General features: G+C 40.8%; 25 protein-coding genes. 9 read left to right on the forward strand and 16 right to left on the reverse strand.

Going from position 1 to position 23,703, the window contains the following annotated elements; genetic code table 11:
- Window positions 1–42: 42 nt before the first annotated feature.
- Window positions 43–954, forward strand: a complete 912-nt coding sequence (locus CCK98_RS23955) for an aldo/keto reductase (RefSeq protein WP_088088871.1) — start codon at window positions 43–45, stop codon at window positions 952–954.
- 38 nt (window positions 955–992) lie between these two features.
- On the opposite strand, the gene CCK98_RS23960 is transcribed toward CCK98_RS23955, so the two are convergent.
- The 3 genes from CCK98_RS23960 to CCK98_RS23970 all read right to left on the reverse strand — a co-directional run bounded on the left by CCK98_RS23960 (window position 993) and on the right by CCK98_RS23970 (window position 2,744).
- Entirely contained in the window at window positions 993–1,247 is a 255-nt protein-coding gene (locus CCK98_RS23960; RefSeq protein WP_088088872.1) for a YqkE family protein, read from the reverse strand.
- Between the two features lie 114 nt (window positions 1,248–1,361).
- Window positions 1,362–2,030 carry a 3-oxoacid CoA-transferase subunit B gene (locus CCK98_RS23965; protein ID WP_088088873.1) on the reverse strand — a complete coding sequence of 223 codons (669 nt, stop codon included), beginning with the start codon at window positions 2,028–2,030 and terminating at the stop codon, window positions 1,362–1,364.
- A gap of 24 nt (window positions 2,031–2,054) precedes the next feature.
- Complete coding sequence (locus tag CCK98_RS23970) at window positions 2,055–2,744, reverse strand: CoA transferase subunit A (RefSeq protein ID WP_088088874.1); 690 nt, start codon at window positions 2,742–2,744, stop codon at window positions 2,055–2,057.
- Window positions 2,745–3,104: 360 nt separating this feature from the next.
- Here CCK98_RS23970 and CCK98_RS35615 point away from each other — a divergent pair, with 360 nt between their 5' ends.
- Both CCK98_RS35615 and CCK98_RS23975 read left to right on the forward strand, forming a co-directional pair.
- Complete coding sequence (locus CCK98_RS35615) at window positions 3,105–3,245, forward strand: hypothetical protein (RefSeq protein WP_168244984.1); 141 nt, start codon at window positions 3,105–3,107, stop codon at window positions 3,243–3,245.
- Between the two features lie 133 nt (window positions 3,246–3,378).
- The gene (locus CCK98_RS23975) at window positions 3,379–4,299 is read left to right on the forward strand and encodes an alpha/beta hydrolase (protein ID WP_088090535.1); all 921 of its coding nucleotides are present in this window, start codon (window positions 3,379–3,381) and stop codon (window positions 4,297–4,299) included.
- A gap of 21 nt (window positions 4,300–4,320) precedes the next feature.
- Here the strand turns inward: CCK98_RS23975 and CCK98_RS23980 are convergent, their stop codons facing one another.
- From CCK98_RS23980 to CCK98_RS23990, 3 genes are all read right to left on the reverse strand, one after another.
- A complete protein-coding gene (locus CCK98_RS23980; protein ID WP_088088875.1) occupies window positions 4,321–4,653 on the reverse strand; it encodes an iron-sulfur cluster biosynthesis family protein in 333 nt (110 codons plus the stop codon).
- A gap of 77 nt (window positions 4,654–4,730) precedes the next feature.
- A complete protein-coding gene (locus CCK98_RS23985) occupies window positions 4,731–5,066 on the reverse strand; it encodes a YolD-like family protein (RefSeq protein ID WP_088088876.1) in 336 nt (111 codons plus the stop codon).
- Window positions 5,067–5,150: 84 nt separating this feature from the next.
- On the reverse strand, window positions 5,151–6,410 hold the full coding sequence (locus CCK98_RS23990) for a UV damage repair protein UvrX (RefSeq protein WP_088088877.1): 1,260 nt from the start codon (window positions 6,408–6,410) through the stop codon (window positions 5,151–5,153).
- Window positions 6,411–6,568: 158 nt separating this feature from the next.
- On the opposite strand from CCK98_RS23990, the gene CCK98_RS23995 reads away from it, so the two are divergent.
- Window positions 6,569–6,760, forward strand: a complete 192-nt coding sequence (locus CCK98_RS23995; RefSeq protein ID WP_088088878.1) for a YqzH family protein — start codon at window positions 6,569–6,571, stop codon at window positions 6,758–6,760.
- A 331-nt stretch (window positions 6,761–7,091) separates the two neighbouring features.
- On the opposite strand, the gene CCK98_RS24000 is transcribed toward CCK98_RS23995, so the two are convergent.
- A complete protein-coding gene (locus CCK98_RS24000) occupies window positions 7,092–7,889 on the reverse strand; it encodes an SDR family oxidoreductase (protein WP_088088879.1) in 798 nt (265 codons plus the stop codon).
- A 30-nt stretch (window positions 7,890–7,919) separates the two neighbouring features.
- Window positions 7,920–8,882 carry an MBL fold metallo-hydrolase gene (locus CCK98_RS24005; RefSeq protein WP_088088880.1) on the reverse strand — a complete coding sequence of 321 codons (963 nt, stop codon included), beginning with the start codon at window positions 8,880–8,882 and terminating at the stop codon, window positions 7,920–7,922.
- 483 nt (window positions 8,883–9,365) lie between these two features.
- Between CCK98_RS24005 and proC the strand changes: the two genes are divergently transcribed.
- The 3 genes from proC to namA all read left to right on the forward strand — a co-directional run bounded on the left by proC (window position 9,366) and on the right by namA (window position 12,507).
- Entirely contained in the window at window positions 9,366–10,211 is an 846-nt protein-coding gene (gene proC, locus CCK98_RS24010) for a pyrroline-5-carboxylate reductase (protein WP_088088881.1), read from the forward strand.
- Window positions 10,212–10,270: 59 nt separating this feature from the next.
- Entirely contained in the window at window positions 10,271–11,410 is a 1,140-nt protein-coding gene (locus CCK98_RS24015; RefSeq protein ID WP_088088882.1) for a glycosyltransferase family 2 protein, read from the forward strand.
- A gap of 80 nt (window positions 11,411–11,490) precedes the next feature.
- Window positions 11,491–12,507 (forward strand): NADPH dehydrogenase NamA, encoded by a 1,017-nt coding sequence (gene namA, locus CCK98_RS24020; protein ID WP_088088883.1) that lies wholly within the window; start codon window positions 11,491–11,493, stop codon window positions 12,505–12,507.
- 168 nt (window positions 12,508–12,675) lie between these two features.
- Here the strand turns inward: namA and rnz are convergent, their stop codons facing one another.
- Complete coding sequence (gene rnz, locus CCK98_RS24025; RefSeq protein WP_088088884.1) at window positions 12,676–13,602, reverse strand: ribonuclease Z; 927 nt, start codon at window positions 13,600–13,602, stop codon at window positions 12,676–12,678.
- A gap of 271 nt (window positions 13,603–13,873) precedes the next feature.
- Here rnz and zwf point away from each other — a divergent pair, with 271 nt between their 5' ends.
- Window positions 13,874–15,343, forward strand: a complete 1,470-nt coding sequence (gene zwf / locus CCK98_RS24030) for a glucose-6-phosphate dehydrogenase (RefSeq protein ID WP_088090536.1) — start codon at window positions 13,874–13,876, stop codon at window positions 15,341–15,343.
- Between the two features lie 44 nt (window positions 15,344–15,387).
- Here zwf and CCK98_RS24035 read toward each other — a convergent pair whose 3' ends face one another.
- The 4 genes from CCK98_RS24035 to mce form a co-directional block, all read right to left on the reverse strand.
- The gene (locus CCK98_RS24035; protein ID WP_088088885.1) at window positions 15,388–16,665 is read right to left on the reverse strand and encodes a DNA polymerase IV; all 1,278 of its coding nucleotides are present in this window, start codon (window positions 16,663–16,665) and stop codon (window positions 15,388–15,390) included.
- Window positions 16,666–16,745: 80 nt separating this feature from the next.
- The gene (locus CCK98_RS24040) at window positions 16,746–17,867 is read right to left on the reverse strand and encodes a tripeptidase T (protein WP_088088886.1); all 1,122 of its coding nucleotides are present in this window, start codon (window positions 17,865–17,867) and stop codon (window positions 16,746–16,748) included.
- Between the two features lie 225 nt (window positions 17,868–18,092).
- The gene (locus CCK98_RS24045; protein WP_088088887.1) at window positions 18,093–19,643 is read right to left on the reverse strand and encodes an acyl-CoA carboxylase subunit beta; all 1,551 of its coding nucleotides are present in this window, start codon (window positions 19,641–19,643) and stop codon (window positions 18,093–18,095) included.
- Window positions 19,644–20,057: a methylmalonyl-CoA epimerase gene (gene mce, locus CCK98_RS24050; RefSeq protein ID WP_088088888.1), complete on the reverse strand. Its 414-nt coding sequence runs from the start codon at window positions 20,055–20,057 to the stop codon at window positions 19,644–19,646.
- A 161-nt stretch (window positions 20,058–20,218) separates the two neighbouring features.
- Between mce and prli42 the strand changes: the two genes are divergently transcribed.
- Window positions 20,219–20,317: a stressosome-associated protein Prli42 gene (gene prli42, locus CCK98_RS35620; RefSeq protein ID WP_179195915.1), complete on the forward strand. Its 99-nt coding sequence runs from the start codon at window positions 20,219–20,221 to the stop codon at window positions 20,315–20,317.
- Window positions 20,318–20,456: 139 nt separating this feature from the next.
- On the opposite strand, the gene CCK98_RS24055 is transcribed toward prli42, so the two are convergent.
- The 3 genes from CCK98_RS24055 to CCK98_RS24065 all read right to left on the reverse strand — a co-directional run bounded on the left by CCK98_RS24055 (window position 20,457) and on the right by CCK98_RS24065 (window position 23,658).
- The gene (locus tag CCK98_RS24055; RefSeq protein ID WP_088085959.1) at window positions 20,457–21,818 is read right to left on the reverse strand and encodes an IS1182 family transposase; all 1,362 of its coding nucleotides are present in this window, start codon (window positions 21,816–21,818) and stop codon (window positions 20,457–20,459) included.
- Between the two features lie 308 nt (window positions 21,819–22,126).
- Complete coding sequence (locus tag CCK98_RS24060; protein WP_088088889.1) at window positions 22,127–22,639, reverse strand: L,D-transpeptidase; 513 nt, start codon at window positions 22,637–22,639, stop codon at window positions 22,127–22,129.
- 23 nt (window positions 22,640–22,662) lie between these two features.
- The gene (locus CCK98_RS24065) at window positions 22,663–23,658 is read right to left on the reverse strand and encodes an aromatic acid exporter family protein (protein ID WP_088088890.1); all 996 of its coding nucleotides are present in this window, start codon (window positions 23,656–23,658) and stop codon (window positions 22,663–22,665) included.
- Between the last annotated feature and the right edge of the window lie 45 nt (window positions 23,659–23,703).

The raw sequence follows: 23,703 nt of genomic DNA on the forward strand, positions 1-23,703 counted from the left end.
CCTTTTCTTTAATAAAATTGTAGAAAAGGACGGGGTGAGTTTTTGAAAAAGAGAAGACTAGGAAATTCAGATTTATATGTGTCAGAACTGGGGCTTGGTTGTATGTCGATTGGAACCGAGGAGAAAACCGCAAGGAAAATTATTGAGGCCTCACTTGAGGAGGGGATTAATTATTTCGATACGGCCGATTTATATGATTTTGGTGAAAATGAAAAAATAGTTGGGACAGCATTGAAGGAAGTCCGTGAAAACGTCATTATTGCAACAAAGGTTGGGAATCGCTGGAGTCAAGATCAGAAGGGATGGTCATGGGACCCTTCGAAGTCCTATATAAAGGAAGAAGTCAAACAAAGTCTTAACCGACTGGGTACCGACTATATCGATCTTTATCAGCTACACGGCGGGACAATCAATGATCCAATTGATGAAACTATTGAAGCGTTTGAAGAATTAAAAGCTGAAGGTTATATTCGCTACTATGGCATTTCATCAATTCGACCAAATGTTATAAGGGAATATGTTAAAAAGGCCAGTATCGTATCAGTAATGATGCAATACAGTATTTTAGACCGCCGCCCTGAGGAAGAAGCCTTGCCACTGCTAGAGGAACATGGGCTTAGCGTTGTGACCCGCGGACCGCTCGCAAAAGGTCTTTTAAGTGATAAAATGCTTGAGAAGGTAACTGAGAAGGGGTATCAAGACTACAGCTTAACCGAGTTGAATGACGTCTTGCCGTTGTTAAAGGAAAAGGTAGCAGCCACACGCTCTTTTACAGAGATAGCCCTACAGTATAATCTGGCCCATCCTGTTGTAGCCTCTGTTGTTGCCGGGGCTAGTAGTCCTGAACAAATTAGGAGTAATGCGAAAGCGGTCAGAAGTCAGCCGCTTTCTGAGGAAGAAGTTTCAGTAATTAGAGAGTTAACGAAGGCTGGCATTTATAAAGAACATCGTTAAAAGGAGAGCGTTCGTACGCCCTCCTTTTTATATTGTTTTTATTTAAACTCCTTCCAGTTCATGCCGCTCTCATTTAATAGTTCTGCAAATGATTTGTTTTTTTCTTTTAATCGTCTTTCTTCTCTCTTTCTTACCTCTTCGTCTTCTTTTCTTTTTTCTTCTGCTGCTCTAAGCTGTTCTTGTTGTTCTTTTAGTTGCTTGAATAAATTTGGGTTGATCATATCGCCAAGCGTTACCGCTGAATCATCTTTTTTGGGTTTCGATTGATTTTTTTGTTTAGATTGCTTTTTCATTCAAAACGCCTCCATCATCAAAATTTCATTTATATTATACCATGTCACCAAGCATCGCCTATATAAAAAAGCAGGCTATGCTTAATCATAATCAGCCTGCTCTTACTTGTTATTTTAATAAGCTTCAAGTACCACGTTTTCGTCCACATACAATGTGGCTTCAGTAGAATTGACAACATCCTCAATCGTATACCCTTTAGCAACTTCCACGAGCCTTAGCCCAGAATCCGTTACATCCATGACCGCACGCTCGGTAATAATTCGATTAACTACCCCTTTACCTGTTAAGGGAAGCGTACATTGTTTCAATATTTTTGATTCACCCTTTTTATTTACATGCTCCATGATAACAATTATTTTTTGTGCTCCGTGGACAAGGTCCATCGCACCACCCATTCCTTTTATCATCTTTCCAGGGATCATCCAGTTAGCTAAGTCACCTGTTTCAGATACTTCCATTCCACCGAGTATCGCTAAGTTGACATGCCCGCCGCGAATCATCGCAAACGATTCGGCGCTATCGAAATAGGCTGCACCACTAATTGCCGTAACGGTCTCTTTACCGGCATTGATTAAATCTGGGTCCACCTCATCCGCACCTGGATAGGGTCCGATGCCAAGAAGACCATTTTCAGACTGCAAGACAACCTGTTTATTTGCTGACATAAAATTAGCAACTAGAGTTGGCATACCTATGCCTAGATTTACATAAAATCCGTCTTCTATTTCCTTCTCAGCCCTTATCGCAATTCTCTCTCTAACGGAGACAATTTCATTCACCATTGCGCTCTCTCCCTTCTCCCAACACTATTTTCTCACTGTCAATCTCTCAATCCGTTTTTCCTGTGTTCCTTCGATAATTGTTTGTACATAGATACTAGGGGTATGAATAAAATTAGCATCTAATTCGCCAATTTCATAAAGTGTTTCCACTTCAGCAATCGTTACTTTTCCAGCAGCTGCAATCATCGGATTGAAGTTTCGCGCTGTTTTGTGATAAACGAGATTTCCCATTTTGTCGCCCTTCCATGCCCTAACAAGACTAAAGTCGGCAGTTAGTGCCTCTTCCAAAAGGTATTCTCTCCCGTTAAAAATCTTTGTTTCTTTCCCCTCTGCAATCGGTGTTCCTACCCCAGCAGGTGTAAAAAATGCTGGGATCCCAGCCCCACCTGCCCTGATTTTTTCAGCCAATGTGCCTTGAGGCGTCAATTCTACTTCGAGTTCGCCTGTTAATACCTGTCTCTCAAACTCTTTATTCTCCCCGACATAGGAGCCAATCATTTTCTTGATTTGTTTATTATTTAAAAGAAGTCCTAAACCCCACTCATCAATCCCGCAGTTATTTGAAATAACTGTTAAATCCTTTACGCCTTTTTCTGCCAATGCAAGTATCAGGTTTTCCGGTATGCCGCACAAACCAAACCCACCAACCATTAATGTAGCCCCATCATGAATACCGGCAACTGCATCCTGGAAGGATGTACATATTTTTTTCATCCTGTTTTCTCCCCTTATCCCCATTTTCCCTTTACTATTTCTCTCAAAATCACAGAAAATCCTCTTATTTTGTCAAAATTTCTATTATTCTTGCTTTTTTAAAATTAACCCCACTACAATGAAAGTATGATTATCAGAGGGGGAAAATGAATCCTAAATTTACCTAAAAAGGTTTCAATTATCGAGGTTGGCCCACTTGATGGGCTGCAAAATGAGAGGTTATTCGTACCTACTGACAAAAAAACAATTTATTATTACCGTCTTCATGCCAAACTGTCTAAATTAAATTTTTCATGAATAATCAATCTTCTACTAATGCATCTTATTAATTGAGACTAGCTTGAAGGGAGGCTGATTATTTTGAGCCAAAAACGTGATAAAGGGTCCAGCCAAAAGGGAAAAAACTATGCAGACACAGCAGGTGGAGGCAAGCGGGTGATTGCCGCTGAAGAAATCGAAAAAGCCATTCATCCTACCAAAAGACAAAACGCAGAGCAGTAAATCATTCTGTAAACTCGGAAACCGCTCATTGGTGTCAGCGGTTTTCTTTGTGTTAAAATTAAAATGGTTAATTTATGGGCGCTTGGTACTTGTTTTACATATGTTATATTAATTCTTGCAGGAGGTGCCAATGGTGAGGAAGGCATTTCGAACTTTGTTTGTCTTGTTGTTTTTCTGGTTATCTCTTGGTTTGTATTTTACAAACCGTCTCATGTATATGAAAAAGAAGGATGAGGAATTAATTTTAAGGCGTGAAAAAGAAGCTGGCCGGTATAATCCCGATGAATTTGATTCTCTCCCAAAACGGGAGGTTGATATTTCTTCGCCTTTTGGATACACGATTAAAGCCCAGCTCGTAGAACCGCACCAGACCAACCGCTATATCATTATTTCTCATGGTGTGACCGAAACGAAAATTAATTCCATTAAATATGCAAATATGTTCTTAGAGCGTGGGTTTAATACGTTAATTTATGACCATCGTCGTCACGGGGAATCTGGTGGCAAAACAACTAGTTTTGGTCATTATGAAAAATTTGATTTGAAGACAGTCGTCGATTGGCTCAAAAAAGAAAAAGGACCTCAACTTGAACTGGGAATTCACGGCGAATCGATGGGCGCAGCTACCATGCTGTTATATGCTGGACTCCTTGAGGATGGGGCAGATTTTTATATTGCCGATTGCCCATTTTCTGATTTTAAGGAGCAGTTGGCTTATTTGATTAAAAAGGATTTCAAGCTCATCCCTGGTCTTTTGCTACCGCTTGGGGATGCCCTTTTACGCCTTCGGGACAAATATTCGATCCGAAATGTTTCACCAATTTCGGTCATTGAAAATATCAAACATCCGATTTTGTTCATTCACAGCCAAAAGGATGATTTTATCCTTCCTACCATGACAAAGGATTTATTTGAGCATAAAAAGGGTCCTAAAATGCTTTTTTTAGCGGCTAACGGCCGACATGCCCAGTCCTTTAATGAAAACCGTGCTGATTACGAACGGGTGATTGATGAATTTTTACAAAAATATGTTGATCATCCATTGCCAAGCTAAAAACAGACTATCCATCATGGATCAGTCTGTTTTTTCTTTAATTATAAGGCTCATACGGCCATTTAGGATTTGTTGCGGACTCTTTAGTTGAAAGCAATTGCACGCTTTAGAAAAGTCAATTTTCATTTGCTCATCGAAAAAGACCATTTTTGATTTTTCTGCATAAACCGTCCGGTCATTTGTTTCAATAGCTATATCATCATTATCTAATTCTGGTATAAACCACAAAGCCACTACCCCGTTTACGGCACAGCCACAGCCGTCTGTATCGTATTTTAGCTTTAAGTAGCCTTCTCGACCGTCAATTCGCTCATTTATTTTGTTAGCTGCCTCTGCAGTAATAGTTATCTCCAAGTTTATTGCCCCTCTCATTTAGCATATGGTGATTGTACCACATGTTACGAGAGGTTGATTCATCTTTGCTCATAGATTTAGATCTCCGTCATCCGAATGTCAGCAATAGCATCCATCGGAATCCGGTGCACCTCATCAAAGCGATCTATCACATGAAGCCTTTGCGTCAGTTCATCCCAGTAATGGATTTTGCCAATCACGATTTCATAGTTCCGATTCCGGTAATGGGTGATCGTCACGTACTGATCATATTCAATCGCTTCGGACAAGATCCCGTTCATGAGCTCCAGATGCTGTTCATCCATTTCTCGTTTCTGTTCGTACCGATCTTCTTTCACCCAATCCCTGAGCAATTTCACATGCTCAGGAAGCATCATCGACGTCCATTTGATCCTTCCACGGTCGCGAATCATCCGCCTCTCCTTCTTTCTCAGTATTCAGCCTTAATTATTTGACTACGGTCTAGTTTTAACGCCGCTAAACGGGCACTTCCGCATTTATCTTTTATGTCCACCAACAAGTGTAGCCCGATGCTTAGCCGTTCCAGCAGCCGTATATGAAACCGCGCGCAACAAGGAACCTGAACCAAAGCGTCTGCGAACCGTATCCACCACATAGCCGAGCTCTCGCCTCTTATATGCACCCATGTCGAAAAGATCAAGCTGCAGCTCACGGTCATCAACAATATTACTGATGGCAATCGAAATCTGTCGTACCGTCTTCCCGGTGTAATGCTCATGAAATAATTCCAGACACACACGGTAAAGTTCCATCGTCACATTCGTTGGCTGGCCAATGCTTCTAGAGCGATGAAAACCGCCGCCAAATTCATCCTGGCTGTAGCCGACTCCGAGACTTATCGTTCTCCCTGCTTTTCGATGCGTCCTTGCCCGCCTTGCTACTTCCTCACACATTTCTAAAATGACCGTCTTAATTTCCGCTTCCTCTTTATAGTCCCTTAACAGAATTTGACTTTTTCCAAAGCTGATTTGTCCTTGGATAAGCGGTGCACCCAAATCAGAAAGGTCAACTCCCCAGGCATGATGATAAAGCTGGTTTCCCATGATACCAAATTTCTTTTCCAGCTTTTCTAAATCATAACGGGCTAGCTGACCGACAGTAAAAATACCCATCCCATTTAATGTTTTTTCGACACGTCTGCCGATCCCCCACATTTCCCTGAGCGGTGACACATTCCAGAGCTTTGTCTGAACATCTTCATATGTCCACTCGGCCACTCCGCTTTTCTTGGCATCAAGATCAAGACATAGCTTTGCCAGTAACATGTTAGGGCCAATTCCAACGGCACACGGCAGTTGAAACTCCCGCTCAATATCATCCCTTATTTTTTTGGCAATCGTGTGAGCATCCCCCCACAAATGAATGGCACCATCGACTTTAATAAAGCTTTCATCGACGCTATAGACATGAATCGCTTCTTTTGGAACATAGCGGTTAAAGACACGAGAAATTTCGGTAGCAATCCGCAAATACGTTGCCATTTTTGGCTCAACAATTTGAATCCTGGGGTCTTGTGGAATCTCAAACATCCGGGAACCCGTTTTGATGCCAAATTCTTTTTTCATACGCGGCGAAGCAGCAAGGACGATACTTCCCTGCCGCTCTTTTTGACCAACCACCGCTAAATAACACTCCATAGGGTCAAGGCCCCACATAACAGCTGAACAGCTGGCATAAAAGCTCTTCATGTCCACACATAAAATTTTATTTTGCGGCAGTGCGCTGTAATCCACCATGGCATTCCCTCACAATCAGAATATCGAACATTCGTTCCTTTTTATTATATTCATTATCATAAGCGAATATGTGTTCGTGTTCAATGGAAATTTTTTGACACCGTTCTTTTATGGAAGTCGAGGAAAACATAGTATAATGGATAGTGAGGTGCATGTTTATGGATAAAAAATTGGTGGCTAAGATGATCAAAAATTGTTTTAAACAGTATTATGAGACGGGGACAATGCCTATTGGAGACAACGATTTGGAGAAGCTAAGCAATCAAATCCTTCAAACGAAAGCAGAGGAACCAACTGCAGATTTATACGAGATTGTGAATGATACGGTATATGAGTATTTAGCAGAGTGATACAAAAAAACCGCACTAGTGAAAAATTCACAGTGCGGTCGTGATGGACCAAACTTTCTTGATTAATTGTTGGAGAAACCAATATGTTCAATACTATTCTGAAAAATTTTCTTTTCGTGATATCAGTGCCAAGACAAAGAGTATGGTTATGATTACCTTTGAAATAAATCGGCAAAAATTTCCATTCAACCGTTAAATAGAGAGGCCGTCCAACGTAGTTCTTCTTCAATAAACTTAAATATGAGGTTGTAAATGATACAGTTTATGAGTTTTTAACAGGATGACAGCAAAACAAAAAGCCTCTAAAAAAGAGGCCTAATTAACTTATAAACTATTTCTGATTAAATGCACGCTTGCCAAGGAGCTCAAACAGCCGCGGGAAGAGGACGTACACAACACTTCCCATATTCATCCAGCGCGGCAAATTAATCTCCCTTGTTTTCGTCAGCATGCTGTCAACGATCTTCTGAGCGACGTACTCGGGCTTGAGCATAAATCTCTGCACATTTTTAACATACGTGCCTTGTTCATCGGCTATATTAAAAAAATCAGTGGCAATTGGACCAGGGTTCACCGAAGTCACTTGTACATTATAATCGGAAAGCTCCATTCGCAGTGAGTTTGTGTATCCAAGCACGGCATGCTTAGTGGCTGAATAGACACTCGATTTGGGCGTGGCAATCTTACCAGCCTGTGAAGCAATATTGATAATATGACCAAAACGCCGTTCCCGCATTTTCGGCAACACCATGCTTGTGCAGGCCATAAGCCCGACGACATTGACCTCAAACATTCCCTTGATTTCATCTATTGTTGCCAAATGGGCTTCCCGGAAAATTCCAAAGCCGGCATTATTGACAAGGATATCAATCTCTCCGATTCTATCGAAAATCCGTTGAAAAACCTCCTGCACCTGAGCTGTATCCGAGACATCCAGCTTGAAAACATCCACTTTTACTTGATACTTTTGCTGTAGTACCGTTTGCAGCTGCTCGAGCTTGCCAATGCTTCGTGCAAGCAGAACAAGATTGGCACCGCTTGCCGCACAAAGCTTGGCGATTTCCGCTCCGATTCCTCCGGAGGCACCCGTAATCACGATATTTTTACCTTTTAAATGTTCCCTAACCATTTCTACACCTCATCTGAGTTGACCCAATGCTTATTGCTTAGCTTGATAAAACACGGGCTTAGTATTCTTACTAATAATCTCCCCGATAGATGATAAATAGTCAAGTTGTGCGACGGTTTCCGAAATTGTCAGCATCAGTTCGCGCTGATAAACAGACGGAAACAGGCGTTTACAGATTTCAAAAACGGTGAGCTGCTCTTCTTTTAACCAGCTATGAACCGTCATTGCCCGCTCGTGTTGGCGTATCAAACGTTTTTCAATCAACTCTGCTAACTGGTAGACTTCCTCGCCGTGACCAGTGTAGACACATTGAACCGGATACAATAGCAGCTTCTTCATGGAGTCATTATGTTGCAACTGCGGTTTCGGCCTTTCTGTTTCACCAGGGGCTGGCGGCTCGAGCAATGGATTTGGTGAAATGTGCGCTAAGATTAAATCTCCGCCAATCAAAATTCCATCCTTTTCCCGGAAAAGCGCAATTTGACTTTGAGCATGACCCGGTGTTTCAATGACCTGCCACTCACTTAGCCCACGAGGTCTCATTCCCTCAACAAGATGTCCAGTTAGTGACCGGTTACATGAATATTTCAATGTTTTTCTTAACTTAGAAAGTAACGAAAAATATTCCTCGGGCAACCCGAATTCTAGAAAATGCACACGGAAGAATTCCTCTTGTTCTTGAAAAAAAGCTTCTGTTTGGTGAATCCATCGTTCATTCAAATAATGACCATATACTTCTAACGAATCCGGAAAAAAATCAAGCATCCCAACATGATCGGGGTGATGATGTGTTAGAATCACCTGCTCAATATCAGCAGGACTTAAGCCTAAATCCCCCATTTGCTCCTTCAGTGACATCCAGGACTGTTCCGTTTTTACGCCCGCATCTACAAGCGTTAATCGCTCGCCTTTAATCAAATAGACATTGACATCTCCGACCGCAAAAGGAGTCGGCATCGTAATTTTGGCTATTCCGTCTTTCCATTTTGTCATTACTAAATCCCCTTAACATTATTGTCGAATAAAGAACTCAACGATATAGATATGAACATTATGTGACATTTATTATATATACTAAAGTGTAGCGACTTTTTAACCAATTGTCATTATTTCTGCATAATTTTTTAGAAAAAATAAAAAATTCAATAAATTTATCTATTGACAGATGGGTTGTTTATCTTGCATAATCTAGTAAAATTTGATTCGTTAAAGCGATGAATAAGGCCAGTAAATGAGAAATGGCGAAAGAGAGTGAAGTTCGACGGCTGAAAGACTTCACCGCCCTCTTAATCATTGAACCTACCTTAGGAGCACTTAGGAAAACCTAACGCATATCCGGCGTTATCGGAGTCGAGTGAACCCTTCTTGCAATTTAAGCAAGGGTAAATGAAGGTGGTACCACGGAAGCTAGACCTTTCGTCCTTTACGGATGAGGGGTCTTTTTGTTTTTTTAAGAATCGAAATGGAGGAATATTAATGGAAAAAATAGCAATTATTGGTGCAGGATCGATGGCTGAAGCATTCATTTCAGGAATTCTTGAAAATGGGCTAATTAATAAAAAAAATATCTGGATTACAAACAATTCTAATCAAGAAAGATTAACTAATTTAGAAACTCGTTATGGTATTCGAACGACTTATAATTTGAATGAACTGTTTGATCAAGCGGACATTGTGATGTTAGCAATGAAACCAAAGGATGTCGCGACAGCCGTCCAATCCATTCGTGAACACTTAACGGGACAAATGCTCGTCGTCTCAGTCTTAGCTGGTGTTTCCATGATGACAATTGAAACATTGGCAAAATTACCACTTGCGATTGTACGGTCGATGCCAAACACTTCGGCTGCTGTTGGAAAATCGGCCACCGCTGTTGCCGTGAATCAACGTGTTACCGAGCAGCAGTTAGAAACAACCAAGAACTTGTTTGGAACAGTTGGCTTGGCTTCTTTTGTAGAAGAAGAGCAGTTAGATGCCGTTACGGGGCTATCAGGAAGTGGGCCAGCCTATATTTATTATCTTATCGAAGCCATGGAAAAAAGTGCAGTGGAAGTAGGACTAGACAAAGAAATGGCCAGTGAACTAATTGTCCAAACATTACTTGGGGCAGCAGAGATGGTGAAAAAATCAAGCAAATCATCTACTCAACTGCGTATGGAAGTAACAAGCCCAGGCGGAACAACAGAAGCTGGCATTAGAGTTCTTGAAGAACACGGGGTCCAGCAAGCATTTATTTCATGCATTAAAGCAGCAACTGCGCAATCCAAAAAAATGGGGGAAGAATTAAGTTCTAGGCTTCAGACTGCAGACCAACCTTCCTAAATTGGACTTTTGCCTTGTTTACATTACACTAGTAAAAAAAGGCTAGGGAAGTGTCGTGGATGCTAACGATCTTATTTTCTTTAGGTATGCTAGTCTGGACTATTTTTCTTTTAGACGGACTAATTGGTTTACGAAAAATAGATCCGCTGGAAAAAGAAGAAGGCATGGAGCTTGGGCCGCTATTATCTGTAGTAGTTGCCGCCCGTAATGAGGAAAAACAAATCGAAGCAAGTATCCTGAGTCAGCTGGAGCAAACCTACAAAAATGTGGAATGGATACTTGTCAATGATCGGTCAACTGACATGACTGGAACCATCATGGAAGAATTAACAAAAATAGACCCGCGCCTAAAAGTCCTCCATGTTAATCAATTGCCTGAGGGCTGGCTTGGGAAGAATAACGCCTTGTACACGGGCGCACTTCAAGCTTCAGGGAAATGGCTATTGTTTACCGATGCTGACGTAAAATTTGAAAAGCAAGCCTTCGCAAAAGCGCTCCACTATTTTGAAAGACACAAGCTTGACCATCTGACCGCTGCACCAAACTTAAGTGCTAACCGATTTTGGTTAAAATCATTTGTTGCCTTTTTCCTGTTTGGTTTTTCTTATTTTAAACGTCCTTGGTTGGCAAATAACCCAAAATCAAAAATCGGAACAGGGATTGGTGCGTTTATTCTTGTTTTAAAAAAATCTTATGAATCGTTTGGAACACATGAGAAGATAAAAATGCGGCCGGATGATGACCTGCAACTTGGGATGAAAATGAAAAAAGCAGGCTACCGCCAAAGAATTGTGACTGCACTTCATCTAATCGAAGTGGAATGGTATGGAAGTTTAAAAGAAGCATTAGTTGGACTAGAGAAAAATACATTTGCCGGATTGCACTATCGTATCAGCATGGTGATCTTTGCGATCCTCGGGGTTTTTATCACCAACGTTCTGCCCTTTGTGATGATTTTTTCAGGGAATACAACTGTTGCCCTATTAAGCTTCGGAAATATTGTTCTTTGCGGAATTCTTTATGTGGTTGTCATAAAAAAATTAACCTTATTCTCCCCTATGATGTTTTTGGTCTTTCCAATCACTGCCTTACTGTTTATTTATTCGATTATTCGGGCGAGCCTCTTAACCTTTAAGCGCGGAGGAATTGTATGGAGGGGGACCACCTATCGGTTAAGTGAACTGCGAGAAAAAGATTAGAAGCTTGATTTTTTCATTAAAAAGATCCTTTTGCTATACTAGAAAAGGATAATTTAGATTGAATTCAGGAGGCTTCTGAAATGGCAGTAAAACTATTTTCACCCTATACAATAAAGGGTGTTACACTTAAAAATCGAATAGTGATGTCACCGATGTGCATGTATTCCAGTCATGAAGATGGCCATGTTCAAAACTGGCATCGGACCCACTACACAAGCAGGGCGGTCGGTCAGGTTGGTCTAATTATAGTTGAAGCAACATCAGTAACACCTCAAGGCAGGATATCCCCTAGAGATTTAGGAATCTGGAGCGATGAGCATATAGAGGGCTTTTCTGAGCTTGTTGGTCTTATGAAGGAGCATGGTGCCAAGACTGGGATTCAACTCGCTCATGCCGGCAGAAAAGCCGTATTAGAAGGTGAAATTCTTGCCCCTTCTGCACTTGCTTTTAATGAAAACATGAAAACACCAAAGGAAATGTCCAAAACGGATATTGAAGAAACAGTAGTAGCATTTAAAAAAGGCGCGGAGCGTGCAGCAAAAGCAGGTTTCGATGTGATTGAAATCCATGGTGCTCATGGGTATCTTATCAATGAATTCCTTTCACCACTTGCCAATAAAAGGACCGATGGATACGGCGGTTCGGCTGAAAACCGCTACCGAATCCTCCGAGAAGTGATTGATGCAGTGAAAACCGTTTGGGAAGGCCCATTATTTGTGAGAGTATCTGCACATGATTACCACGCAGAAGGATTAACCGCTGAAGATTACATCACGTTCGCCCATTGGATGAAAGAACAAGGTGTTGATTTAATTGATGTTAGCTCAGGTGCCGTTGTACCCGCCCATATTCACGTTTATCCTGGATATCAAGTGAAATTCTCAGAGACCATCAAGACTGGCGCCGATATCTCAACAGGTGCGGTAGGATTAATCACTTCCGGAATCCAGGCCGAGGAAATTTTACAAAATGACAGAGCTGATTTAGTCTTCCTAGCTCGTGAATTACTTCGCGACCCATATTGGGCCCGGACAGCAGCAAAAGAATTAGGGGTTCCAATTGAGGGCCCCAAACAATACGAGCGCGGCTGGTTATAAATCAAAAAGAGGGTGTCTACTAAAATGGACATCCTCTTCTTATGTTTATCATCAGCAGGGTATTTATTTTATTTGCGAATACATCTATTTTATTTGCGCAAAGTCCTATTTTATTTGCGAAAAACCCGGTTTTATTTGCGAATCAAAAAAATTAGTGAATATCCCTATTTAATTTCGAAGAGGAATATTAATTTCTTTAAAATCCTCAGCTATATCTGTATTCGGAAAAACTTCCTTTGCCTCATCCACCAATTCCCGCCAAGCATTTCGATCATAACGGGAGCTTATATGGGTTAGACACAGTTGCTTGCAACCGGCCCTCTTAGCAGCTTCTGCTGCCTGATGTGTGGTTGAATGAAAATAGTCGTGGGCAAGTTTTTCTTCATCCGCTGAAAAAGTCGCTTCATGCACCAAAATATCTGCATTTTCAGCCAATGAAATCGCATTTTCGCAGTACCGTGTGTCCCCTAGAATCGTGACAATTCTCCCCTTCTGTTCAGGACCTAGAAACTTACTCGGATCAATTGTCCTGCCGTCTTCAAGGGTAACTGTTTCACCATTTTTAATTTTTCTAAAAATGGGTCCTGGCTGTACTCCCGCTTCCTTTAGCTTATCAGCAAGTAATGTTCCAGGCCGATTCTTTTCGACAATTCGATACCCATATGAAGGGATGCCATGATCTAACCTGAGGGCTTCCACTGTAAACTGCTCATCTTCAAAAAGAATCCCCTCGTCAATTTCAATAACAGTTAGCGGGTATTTCAAATAGGTCTGGCTTAATGAAAGGCTGACATGAATATAGTCCTTAATCCCTTTTGGTCCATAAACCGATACCTCGGATTCTCCGCCTTGAAAAGAGCGGCTTGATAATAATCCAGGCAGACCATAGATATGATCACCATGAAGGTGAGTAATAAAGATTTTTTCAATTCTACGAGGTTTTAACGATGTATGTAAAATTTGATGCTGGGTCGCCTCACCGGCATCAAATAACCAAACGGCCCCCCGCTCTTCTAACAATTTCAGTGCAATTGACGTCACATTGCGGAGTTTTGCCGGCATCCCCGCCCCTGTTCCTAGGAAAAATATGTCCACTAATAATAGCTCCTCTCAATCCGTTCCTTTTATCCAATATTGTTAATATAGCACAAAAAGAAATCAATTTCTCCCTAGGGGACCTTTTATTAATAAGTGAATAGCACGGACCATTATGTGAAAAATAATCGAGACTTGAATGTTTTATTTTTGCGAAGTCTACCGGAATGCTATAAAATCAAGAAATGTGATATTTGTTGATTTTATAATTTACATAAATAGAAAAGAGGTTTTTACTTTGACGCAAACTGGAAACGTGACTTCATTAATTATGATTTTTGGTGCGACTGGTGATTTAGCAAAACGGAAGTTGTTTCCTTCCCTTTACCGGTTATTTGAGAAAGGCAAATTAAATAAATTTGCGGTTATTGGGGTGGCCAGAAGGTCCCTTTCTAACGATGAGTTTCAACATTCCGTTAAAGACTCCGTATTATCTGCATTAGGAAACAAAGACAAGATTGATGAATTTATCTCCCATTTTTACTATCAATCACATGATGTCGCTGATTCCAATTCATATGCAATATTAAAAAATTTAGCAGATGAGATTGATGGAAATTATCAATTAGAAGGGAATCGCATTTTTTATCTCGCTATGGCTCCAGAATTTTTCGGAACCATCGCCTTGCATTTAAAATCAGATAAACTGACGGACGTAAAAGGCTACAAACGACTTGTGATTGAGAAGCCATTCGGACATGACTTAGCATCTGCAATCGAACTTAATAAACAAATTAGAAGTGCGTTTAAGGAAAAAGAAGTTTATCGTATCGACCACTATTTAGGCAAAGAAATGGTCCGGAACATCGAAGTAATACGTTTCGCCAATGCTATTTTTGAACCGCTTTGGAATAACCGCTATATCTCGAATATTCAAATCACCTCAAGTGAAGTACTCGGTGTCGAAGAGCGCGGCCGTTATTATGAAACAAGCGGGGCCCTTAGAGATATGCTTCAAAACCATATGATGCAAATGGTAGCCTTGCTTGCAATGGAACCACCAATTAACCTTACAACCGATGAAATCCGTTCCGAAAAGGTTCGTGTATTTCGAGCCCTTCGAACCGTTGAGGGGGAACAAGTAAATAATTATTTTGTTCGTGGACAATACGGTGAGGGCACGGTTGAGGATGTCCAGGTTCCTGCCTATCGTGATGAACCGATGGTGGACAAAGAATCGAATACAGAAACCTTTGTCGCAGGGAAAATTATGATCGATAATTTCCGCTGGGCTGGTGTTCCTTTTTACATCCGTACCGGGAAAAGAATGTCGACAAAATCAACAAAAATTGTCGTTCAATTTAAAGATATTCCAATGAATTTATATTACCAAACTGACAAAATTTTAAATCCGAACCTCCTTGTGATTCATATTCAACCAGAGGAGGGAATTACCCTTCACCTAAACGCCAAGAAAGCGGGCGGACATTTGGATGCGCAAGAAGTAAAACTTAGCTTCGCCAATACTGGTATCCATGCGATGAACACTCCTGAAGGCTATGAAAAACTTCTTTTGGATTGTATGCGAGGGGATGCTACAAATTTCACGCATTGGGATGAAGTCGCCTATTCCTGGAGCTTTGTTGATAAAATTTCAGCGGTTTGGGAAAATACGAAAGCTGATTACTTCCCCAATTATCAGTCAGGAACAATGGGTCCCAAAGAGGCGGATGAGCTCTTAGAAAAAGACGGCTACTTCTGGTGGCCTGTAACAGATCTAGACGTTGATATTTGTAAGTGAATAATCAAAAGCACCACTTTGTTATAACAGCAAAGTGGTGCTTTTTAGTCTAGATCATTAATTTTATTAGGAAAGGTCCGCAGAAAATCTTTATTAAAGCTCGTTTCAGTCCCTATATTGTGAGAACCATCCATTTGGTGCGACCCTGCATTTTCAATGATACTTTTCCCGTACTTTTCACGAAGACTAGATAAGGTATTAAGTAACGGCTCTTTTTTCGCATCCTTTTCATAGGAAAATAAATCTAACTGTTTATAGGCATGATCATGATCCACTAAATCATTGCCTGTGATCCCTAACAATCGAATAGCATCTCCATTCCAAGCTTTTAGAAAAATCTGCTGCGCAAAAGAAGAAATGTCATCTTTATGACTGATGGGGTTGGGTAGCTTTTTACTTCTGGTAATTGTCTTTCGATCCTTATAGCGAATTGTAATTCCAAGAGTTCCGGCAAGGACATTCTTTCTCTTCAGCCTGATAGAGACCGTTTCCGCTAATGATGTTAACACACGAAAAAGTTCATGCTGATTACTAACATCCTTAGGCAGTGTCGTTGAATTGCCGATACTCTTAAATTCTTCAATCGATTCCGGATCAACAGGGCGATGATCAATCCCATTGGCTCTTTCTTTTAATCGAAGGCCATTAATGCCTAGAAGCGTTTTAAGTTGAATCTCATTGCCTTTTGCTAATTCACCAATGGTGTGAATCCCAATTGTCTGCAACTTTTCCGCTGTCTTCTTCCCGACACCATGCATTTCGTTCGTGTTCAAAGGCCAAAGAACGTTTGGTATATCACGCTTACGAAGAATCGTAATCCCCATTGGCTTTTTCATATCTGAAGCCGTTTTTGCTAAAAATTTATTAGGAGCTATACCTATGCTGCAAGGTATATCTAGTTGTTCCAGAATCCTTTTCTGAATGCTTTCGGCAATTTCTATCGGGCTGCCGTATTCAAAGCTTTCCGTTATATCTAAATATCCCTCGTCAATCGAGACGGGCTCTACAAACTCTGTATAGTGCCTGAGAATTTCAAACATACCAATGGAAACGGCCCGATAACGCTCAAAATTAGGTTTCATGACGATTAACTGCGGACAAAGTTTTCTCGCTTCCCAAAGCGGCATCGTCGTTTTCACACCAAATTTTCTTGCATCGTAATTGCAGGTGACAATGATCCCTCTGCGCTCCTCGACATTTCCAGCAATTGCGAGCGGTTTACCCTTCAGATTGGGATCGTAGGCCATTTCAACCGACGCATAAAAGCTATTCATATCAACATGTAAAATGACCTTTCCGTTTTTCGGATACATTTCCTTCATGCTGGCACTTCCTTATTACTTTTTCTTCCCTAATTATATCAAAAAGGAGAACCCTCAGTTAGGTTCTCCTGACAACTACATTATTGATTTGCCACTTCATCGATAATCGCAAGAGTCATTTCTGCAAGCTTATACAATTCTTCAACCGGCATGCGTTCGTTTGTGGTATGGATTTCTTCATAGCCGACAGCAAGATTGACCGTTGGAATATTAAACCCAGCAAAAACGTTGGCATCACTGCCGCCGCCGCTATGCTGTAGTTCACAGCTGCGCCCAATTTTTGCCGCGGCCTTGCGAGCCACTTCTACGACATGATCGCCTTCGCCAAATTTAAAGCCTGGATACATGATTTCCACATCTACCTCAGCTCTGCCGCCCATTTGTGCTGCAACTGTTTCAAATGCATCCTTCATTTTGCTTACTTGGGCCTGCATTTTTTCAGGTATAAGCGAACGTGCCTCCGCTAAAATATCAACACGGTCACAAACGATGTTAGTTGCCTGACCGCCTTCAAACCTGCCAATGTTTGCTGTGGTTTCGTGATCAATTCTTCCTAATGGCATCTTCGCAATCGATTTTGCGGCAATTGTAATCGCGGAAACTCCTTTTTCAGGAGCCACACCGGCATGAGCTGTTTTACCGTAAATAACTGTTTTTACCTTTGCTTGTGTGGGAGCAGCTACAACTACGTTACCAACTAAGCCATCACTATCCAGTGCGTAGCCAAATTTTGCTTTCATCAATGAAGAATCAAGTGCTTTTGCACCTACAAGACCTGATTCTTCTCCGACAGTGATGACAAATTGAATCAAACCATGAGGTAGATTTTGTTCTTTTAATTGACGAATGGTTTCAAGCATGACAGAAATACCTGTTTTATCATCTGCCCCTAAGATCGTGGTGCCATCTGTAACCACATAACCATCTTTAATCGATGGTTTCACACCTTTAGCAGGTGTAACAGTATCCATATGACAGGTAAAATAAATCGGGTCAACACCTTCTTTAGTTGCCGCAAGCGTGCAAACTAGATTCCCTGCACCATGGCCTGTTACAGCAGTGGTATCATCTTCAAAAACCTCGAGACCTAACTCAGTAAATTTTTGTTTTAATACCTTTGCAATTTCAGTCTCGAATTTTGTTTCTGAGTCAATTTGCACAAGTTCTAAAAATTCATTCAACAGACGTTCCTGATTAACCATTATATTGACCCTCCATGTTATGTAATCACTAATTGTCCAGCTCCAGCGCCCTAGGGGCTCGAGGTCATAAGCCAAGCCGTCAAGAAGGTTAAAGTGCAACCTTCTCGCCGGCTCGTCTTATGCTTGTCGCCCCTGGACAAGGCGCTTCCGCTTTTCTTATATCAGTATACCTCTTTCTTATTCATATCATCAAATGAAAGAGCAGGACGTCAACTTCAAATTATACTATAGTGGAATATTCCCATGTTTTTTGTAAGGTCTTGACTCTTTTTTATTTCTAAGCATTTCTAATCCCTGCACTATTTTCAATCTTGTTTCTCTTGGGTCGATGACATCATCGACCATGCCTCTGCTCGCCGCCACATAAGGATTGGCAAACTTTTCACGGTATTCATCGATTTTTTGCTGCCTGGTCTGTTCAGGATCTTCGCTATTATTAATTTCCTTGGCAAAAATGATATTGGCAGCCCCTTGTGGACCCATAACAGCGATTTCTGCATTGGGCCAAGCAAATACCAAGTCAGCACCAATAGACTTACTATTTAACGCCACATAGGCACCGCCATATGCTTTTCTTAAAATAACCGTCAATTTAGGAACTGTCGCCTCGGAATAGGCAAATAATATTTTAGCTCCATGGCGAATGATTCCCCCGTGTTCCTGTTTAACTCCCGGGAAGAAGCCTGTAACATCTTCAAACGTTATGATAGGGATATTAAAAGAATCACAGGTCCGGATAAACCGAGCCGCCTTATCAGAGGAATCAATATCTAAGCCGCCAGCCATGACCCTAGGCTGATTACAGACAAGCCCTACTGATTCACCTTTGATACGTGCAAAGCCAACGACAATATTTCTAGCAAAGTCCTTATGAATTTCCATGAACGAGTCCTCGTCAACAACTTGCTCAATGACTTTTCGGACATCGTATGGACGAACGGCATCGAAAGGAATAACCTCCAGTAAGTCAGGACGGTAGTCTTCTTCCTCCTGCACCTCAGATCTTGGAGGTTTCTCTTCATTATTCTGTGGTAGGTAACTCAAAAGCCTGCGGACGTTCTGTAACACCTCTACTTCCGAATCGGAATGAAAATGGGCATTCCCGCTAATGGAGCTATGTACATTTGCACCGCCAAGTTCTTCAGCTGATATTTTCTCCCCTGTCACTGTTTCGATGACCTTAGGACCCGTAATAAACATTTGACTCGTTTTTTCGACCATAAACACAAAATCAGTAATTGCTGGTGAATAGACGGCACCACCTGCACACGGGCCTAAGATTACTGAGATTTGCGGAATCACACCGGAATAAATGGCATTTCGGTAAAAAATATGCCCGTATCCATCTAACGATACGACACCTTCTTGAATACGCGCTCCGCCAGAGTCATTTAAACCGATAAAAGGTGCCCCATTTTTCGCTGCTAAATCCATCACATTCGCAATCTTCTTGGCATGCATTTCACCCAATGCACCGCCAAAAACTGTAAAATCTTGCGAAAAAAGATAAATGGGCCGGCCATTTACTTTCCCGTAACCAGTCACTACCCCGTCCCCTGGGCCCTTTTGTTCATCGAGACCAAAATCATTGGTACGGTGTTCAATAAAGGGATTTAATTCAAAAAACGTCCCTTTGTCTACCAAAAGATCGATTCTTTCTCTCGCCGTCAATTTTCCTTTTTCATGCTGCTTCTCAATTCGCTCGTCACCGCCACCGAGTTCAACCTCGCGACGTTTATCATACAACTCATTTATTTTTTCAAAGATGTCTATCATTTACCCCTTCATCCCCTTCTTCTCACAGAGTTCAAATAAAACCCCAGATGTTGATTTTGGATGCATAAAAGCAATGTTTGCTCCTCCAGCACCAGGTCTTGGCTGATCATCTATCATTCGAATCCCTTTTTCTTTCATTTCGCTAATTCTTTCTTTAATCGATACAACACCAAGTGCAACATGGTGGATGCCCTCACCGCGTTTTTCGATAAATTTAGCAATGGTACTTTCTTCCGACGTAGGCTCAAGCAGTTCGAGTTTTGTACCTCCTGCCTCTAAAAAGGCCACTCTTACTAGTTGAGTTTCAACCTCTTCAATTCCAAGCAATGGTAGATTCAATACATCAGTATAGAAAGGAAGCGAATGTTCAAGTGATCTTACGGCAATTCCAATATGGTCGACCTTCTTAATCATTATTATCCCTCTGTTCTAAAAATTAAATTTAATTCGACAATTATCTTATTCGTGAAAAAGTTCATAAATCCTTCCTAAATTACTTAGTTGTTCCGTTGTTCATTTTTGATTTTCCTTGTACAATAGATATAAAGCACCAAAATGTTAAGGAGGTACCCATAATGAAAAGTAAGAAAACGAGAAAAATCATTGTTTATTTAATGTTATTCGCTATGCTTGCCTCAACTCTCCTAATCGGAATTGGTACATTTCTATCATAAATATACAAAAGGAAGGGACTGTTCTAATTGAACAGTCCCTCAGATTGTAGACAAAAGGCATTCGAATGAGCCCATTCGGATGCCTTTTTATTGGATTTTTGCTCATAAGAGCAAAATTTAGACCTACCTTTGACTATTATTACGCCAATTCTGGACCTTTCCACGTCCAGCTGGCCATCTTTTTCAAGTTCATGGCAGCAAAAGTAAGCATCGCTTGCATGGACAATTTTTTTAAGCCTCTTAAGGTTGTCCAACGCATACCATGCTTTTCCTTAGCATCCGCAAAGACCCGTTCAATCGTTTCTTTACGTCTTGCGTAAATGCTTTTATTTTCTTGTGTGTGACGAAGATGATCGGCTTCTTCTATGTAATGTTCCCAAACATGTCGCTCAATCAATTTTTTATGTTCTTTACTCTGCGTGCATTCTGAAAGTAAAGGACAATTTTGGCACTCAAACGGATTAGAGAAGTATTGACGCTTTCCATTCTTCGTCGTCGTTGCATATTTCAGTATTTGTCCTTGCGGACAGATATAACAATCGTAGTATTCATCATAAATATACTCATGTTTTTTCATATAACCGTCCTTCGTACGAGGTCGTGTATATGGTAATGCAGGAGTCATATCATTTTCAATTACGAATTGAGCAATAGCAGGTGTTTTGTATCCAGCATCAGCAGCAACAGCTTCAGGTTTCCCGTGTTTTTCAATGACCTTCTCAAGTAGTGGCTCGAAAATGACGCTATCATGGATATTCCCCGGGGTTACAATTGCACCCAAAACAAAACCATTTCGATCCGAAGCCGCATGAAATGAATATGCGAACTGTTTCGTTCGCTCATCCTTTACGTAATAACCACTTTCTGGGTCAGTGGTACTTTCTTTAATTTCCTTTAATTCTTCTTTTTCAAATTTATCTGGAGGAAATGGCTTTTTTCCGTGATCATCCCGGTCTTTATTAATCTCTTCTTGTAGACGTGTTTCATAAACCTTCGATTCCTTTCGAACTACTTTCTTTTCAAATTTACGCTTATTTGCACTAGCTTTAACATGTGTAGAATCAATAAATACGTGCTCGCTACTAATCAATTTCTTTTCTGAGGCTTCCTTTAAAATACGATAGAATATCTGTTCAAATAAATCAGTATCCTTAAAGCGTCGCTCGTAGTTTTTACCAAACGTTGAAAAGTGAGGTACCTTATCATAAAAACCAAAGCCGAGAAACCAACGATATGCCATATTCGTTTCGATTTCTGCAATGGTTTGACGCATAGAGCGAATACCGAAGGTATATTGAATGAAAGCCATCTTTATCAATACCACAGGGTCAATACTCGGACGTCCCCGTTCAGATGAGTACATATCTTGAACAAGTGAATAGATAAATGAAAAATCAATAGCAGCTTCTATCTTACGAACCAAGTGGTTCGCGGGTACAACTTGTTCTAAAGCTATCATTTCTATTTGATCACGATTCATCTGTGTATTTTTAGTTAGCATTTCATCCACCTCATCTATATGTCTGTATCTTAATTATACAAAGGACTGATTTAAAGGTCATTATTGATTTTAAAACTTGTTGATTGGAGCGGAAGGCGCGAAGACTCCTGCGGGAGTACGGAGCAGGGGAGACCCCGCAGGCGCTTAAGCGCCGAGGAGGCTCCCCGCTACGCCCGCGGAAAGCGAAGCGCCTGGAGCGCAAATCAACAAACAATTTAACAAAGACATAAAAAAGACTGCCGGCAAACCCAAGTTTTTCGGATTTGTCGACAGTCTGAGGGACTGTTCTAATTGAACAGTCCCTTTCCCTATTGTATTGCCCCATTATCTTTGGCAAGTGCCTCAAATGATTTTTTTGAAGAGATAACTAATACCTTTGTTCCAAGTGGAATTAACGGAAAAAGAGACGTAACGACCTCATTCTGTGTGCGAATACAGCCTTGAGAGACGTATTTCCCAATGGATGCAGGCTGATTTGTCCCATGAATGCCATAGGTTCTGCCATCTGTTCCTTTCGCATCAAAGCCAATCCATCTGGCCCCTAGTGGATTCTTAGGATCCCCTCCAGAAATATTCCCTTTTCGAAAATAAGGCTCTTTTGCCTTTACCGTGATAGTGAAAAGACCTTCCGGAGTTAATTCTTGGGTTTTACCCGTCCCGACACTTACAACTGTTTGGACTTTATTTTCATCAATAAACGCCATTTCATTGTTGCTTTTGTTAACAATAACAAATGGATCGCCTGGCATAGGGTTTGGCCCCAACGGCCAAAATGGTGAAATGAAAAAAGCAATCAGGATTGGCGATAAGATTTTTATCAAAGCAGCCACCTGCCTTTTTTTTCCTAGTTTGCTTCAATCTTTTTCTGTTCATACACTTTTGAAGAAGTTTTTATTCCTTTAAACGAACTTTTTATAATCAGATAGTCATTCATTTCATTTACTAGTTGAAGTAAGGCTGCTCTCGTTTCAAATTCTTCTCTTGTCTTTGGGAGCTCCATTTCCTCAAATTCCTTTTTCATTTCTCTTAATTTTTCAATATAAATATGAGCTGTATTTCCAGGATGAACATTCTCAGAAAGTTCTTCCAGAAACTCAGCTACCATATGCCCTTGCTTTACTGTACGCGTAATGGAGGTGACAATCGGTAAGATACGTTCGATAATTTCAAATTGCTTCCCTCGCATTTTAAAATAATGAAAATATAAATTGTCATCTCGTAAAAAATGGTTTTCAACATCCTGAAGAGCTAGCGTTATCGCTTCATCTAGTAAACGAGCACTAACCGTAATCTCTTTTCCATCCCAATTACTATCTCCCGTCCGTAAATAACATACCATTTCACAGAAAATGATTTTAAAATTCTCCTCAATTTCGCTTTGATAGTCCTTTAATTTTTTATCAACGCTCGGCATATAAAGATTAATCAGTAGTGCCACGCCAATTCCAATCGTGATCACTCCAAGTTCATTTAAAAAAATTGCCAGGGAGATTTTCTCCGCCATATAAATATGTAAAATAATGACACTGCTTGTCACAATACCATCCGGCGCTTTCAGCATCACAATCGTCGGTATAAAGAAAAATAACATGATCCCAATAACAATTGGGTGATAGGAGATTCCCTCAAAAAATATAGCCGAAAACGGCATCGCTAATACACAGGCTAAAAATCGATCTCCTGCTGTTCGGAGCGATCTCCGCTTCGTCACCTGAATACATAAAATGGTTAATATTCCAGCGGAAGCAAAATTATCCAGCCCAAGCTGCTGCGCAATTAAAATCGAAATAGCAGTACCAACAGCTGTTTTAATTGTTCGGTAGCCAATGCGAAATTTCATAGTAATCTCCCCAAAATAGAAAAAATAAAAAGATGATCGATTAGA

The organism is Bacillus sp. OV166 (genome assembly GCF_900177675.1).
Lineage (GTDB): Bacteria > Bacillota > Bacilli > Bacillales > Cytobacillaceae > Neobacillus.